Raw genomic sequence first — 2,543 nt, forward strand, 5'->3', positions numbered from 1 at the left:
AGCGTGTGCTGCTGGCGCGCGCGCTCGCGGTCGAGGCCGAACTGCTGCTGATGGACGAGCCGCTCGCCAACCTCGACCCACCGCACCAGGCCGACTGGATGCAGACCGTGCGCGCGCTGGTCGCCGCGGGCCGCACCGTGGTCAGCGTGCTGCACGAACTGCCCATGGCGCTGGCCGCCGACGAACTCGTGGTGATGGACCAGGGCCGCGTGGTGCACCACGGCGGCAGCAGCGATCCCGCGACGCATGCGGCGCTAGAGCAGGTGTTCGATCACCGGATTCGCGTGCACCGCGTGGCCGAGCAGTGGATTGCGCTGCCGCGCTGAATGCGCATTCGACAGCCTTGAAAGAGACCCACCCATGCAGATAGAAACCCCACCCAGCGAGAAGCCCTACGAGAAGCCCGAAGGCGAACGCCGCGGCATCGTCATCGTCAACACCGGCGACGGCAAGGGCAAGAGCACCGCGGCCTTCGGGCTGGCGCTGCGCGCGCATGGCCGCGGCAAGGCCGTGAAGATCTACCAGTTCATGAAGGTGCCGAGCGCGCGCTTCGGCGAGCACCGCATGTTCGAGCAGATCGGCATCCCGATCGAGGGCCTGGGCGACGGCTTCAGCTGGAAGAGCCAGGACCTCGAGCGCTCGGCGCAGCTCGCGCGCGACGGCTGGGAGAAGGCCAAGGCCGCGATCCTCTCGGGCGAGTACTTCCTCGTGGTGCTCGACGAGATCACCTACCCGCTGATCTACGGCTGGCTGCCGCTCGAGGGCGTGCTCGAGACCCTGCGCGCGCGGCCCAAGCAGGTGCACGTGGCGCTCACGGGCCGCCGCTGCCCGCCCGAGCTCATCGAGCTCGCCGATACCGTGACCGAGATGACGCTGGTCAAGCATGCGTTCAAGGCCGGCATCCCGGCGCAGCGCGGCATCGAGGATTGAGCCGGATGAGCCAGGCGTTCGCGGCCGAGGAGGCGAGGGCGGTCTACCGCGCCATCCACGAGCGGCGCGACATGCGGCATTTCGCGGGCGGCGAGGTCGCGCCCGAGCTGCTGCGCCGGCTGCTCGAGGCGGCCCACCATGCGCCCAGCGTCGGCTTCATGCAGCCCTGGCGTTTCATCCGCATCCGCGACGCGGCCTTGCGCACGCGCCTTCATGCGACGGTCGAGCGCGAACGCGTGCTGACGGCGCGCGCGCTCGGCGAACGCGAGGATGCTTTCATGCGACTCAAGGTCGAGGGCCTGCTCGACGCGGCCGAGCTGCTCGCCGTGACGCTGGCCGACGGCCGCGAGCACCATGTGTTCGGCCGCCGCACCCTGCCGCAGATGGACCTGGCCTCGGCCGCCTGCGCGATCCAGAACCTCTGGCTGGCCGCGCGCGCCGAGGGGCTGGGCATGGGCTGGGTCTCGCTGTTCGATCCGGCCGAGGTGGCGGCGCTGCTGGGCCTGCCGGCCGGCGCCGAGACTATCGCGCTGCTGTGCCTCGGGCCGGTGCATGGCTTCTACGAGGAGCCGATGCTGCAGCGCGAGCGCTGGGCGCGGCGCGCGCCGCTGTCGTCGCTGGTGTTCGACGAGGCCTGGGGCCGGCGCTCGGACCTGTTCGATCCCGATCCTTCTTCGCCTGACCTGGAGTCCGCCTGATGCTGGCCTTCGATACCGTCCTGTTCGAGCTCGCGCGCCTGTTCCTCTGGCCGGTGACGCTGGGCGTGCTGCTGTCCTTCGTCTATGCCGTGTGGTGCCTCGGTGCCTTCGGCGTCGAATACCTGCAGCGCCGTCGCGACCCGTCGCGCGCGCTGGTGCTGGCGCGGCATGCGCAGGCCAGCCAGGAGCAGATGGAGCTGGCCGTGCTCAAGGAGCTCGAGGGCGTGCGGCTGTGCAGCCGCGTGGCGCCGATGCTGGGCCTGATCGCCACCATGATCCCGATGGGCCCCGCGCTGGTGGCCGTGGCCTCGGGCGAATCGCAGGGCGTGGCGCAGAGCCTCGCGCCGGCCTTCGCGAGCGTGATCGTCGCGCTGGCCTCGGCCTCGATCGCCTTCGTGGTCTACACCGTGCGCCGGCGCTGGCTGATGCGCGAGTTGGTGATGCTGCTCGACACGCGGGACCGGCTCTCATGAGCAAGCGGCAGTTCTCCATCCTGAGCAGCCTGGACGGCGACGACGACGATCCGGTGCTTTCCACCATCAACCTGATCGACGTCTTCATGGTCGTGATCGGCATGCTGATGATCGCGGTCATCAACAACCCGATGAACCCCTTCGCGCAGGACAAGGTCACGGTGATCCGCAACGAGGGCCAGCCCAACATGGAGATCGTGACGCGCGAGGGCCGCAAGATCACGCGCTTCAAGGCCAGCGGCGCGACCGGCGAGGGCGACGGCGAGCGCGCTGGCACGGCCTGGCGCCTCAAGGACGGGACCATGGTCTACGTGCCGGCCGACGCGGTGCCGGTGCAGGGCGGCAAGTGAGCCTGTTGCGGCGCTGGGTTGCGCTGTGGCTGCTGGCGTGGCTGGCGGCGCTGCCGGCCTGGGCGCAGCAGCCATCAACCGGCCCGGTCGTG

Annotated in this window: 5 protein-coding genes; all 5 read left to right on the forward strand. The window is 70.3% G+C overall.

What is annotated here, in order from left to right; genetic code table 11:
• A partial coding sequence (locus tag AC27VN_RS38565; RefSeq protein WP_490880081.1) for an ATP-binding cassette domain-containing protein occupies window positions 1-326 on the forward strand: 326 nt, incomplete at its 5' end.
• Window positions 327-360: 34 nt separating this feature from the next.
• Window positions 361-930, forward strand: coding sequence for a cob(I)yrinic acid a,c-diamide adenosyltransferase (gene cobO, locus AC27VN_RS38570; protein WP_490880082.1), 570 nt, complete (start codon window positions 361-363; stop codon window positions 928-930).
• A 5-nt stretch (window positions 931-935) separates the two neighbouring features.
• Window positions 936-1,628 (forward strand): 5,6-dimethylbenzimidazole synthase, encoded by a 693-nt coding sequence (gene bluB, locus AC27VN_RS38575; RefSeq protein WP_490880083.1) that lies wholly within the window; start codon window positions 936-938, stop codon window positions 1,626-1,628.
• The gene (locus AC27VN_RS38580; RefSeq protein WP_490880084.1) at window positions 1,628-2,101 is read left to right on the forward strand and encodes a MotA/TolQ/ExbB proton channel family protein; all 474 of its coding nucleotides are present in this window, start codon (window positions 1,628-1,630) and stop codon (window positions 2,099-2,101) included. Before bluB ends, AC27VN_RS38580 begins: the two co-directional genes overlap by 1 nt.
• Window positions 2,098-2,451 (forward strand): DUF2149 domain-containing protein, encoded by a 354-nt coding sequence (locus AC27VN_RS38585; RefSeq protein WP_093342337.1) that lies wholly within the window; start codon window positions 2,098-2,100, stop codon window positions 2,449-2,451. The genes AC27VN_RS38580 and AC27VN_RS38585 overlap by 4 nt, the downstream gene beginning before the upstream one ends.
• The last annotated feature ends 92 nt before the right edge of the window (window positions 2,452-2,543 follow it).

Source organism: Variovorax sp. 20P10.2.4 (assembly GCF_058244205.1).

Bases quoted from the DNA above. Each gene is read 5' to 3' on its own strand.
- AC27VN_RS38585 (WP_093342337.1), top strand. From the start codon at position 2,098: ATGAGCAAGCGGCAGTTCTCCATCCTGAGCAGCCTGGACGGCGACGAC.
- bluB (WP_490880083.1), top strand. From the start codon at position 936: ATGAGCCAGGCGTTCGCGGCCGAGGAGGCGAGGGCGGTCTACCGCGCC.
- AC27VN_RS38580 (WP_490880084.1), top strand. From the start codon at position 1,628: ATGCTGGCCTTCGATACCGTCCTGTTCGAGCTCGCGCGCCTGTTCCTC.
- cobO (WP_490880082.1), top strand. From the start codon at position 361: ATGCAGATAGAAACCCCACCCAGCGAGAAGCCCTACGAGAAGCCCGAA.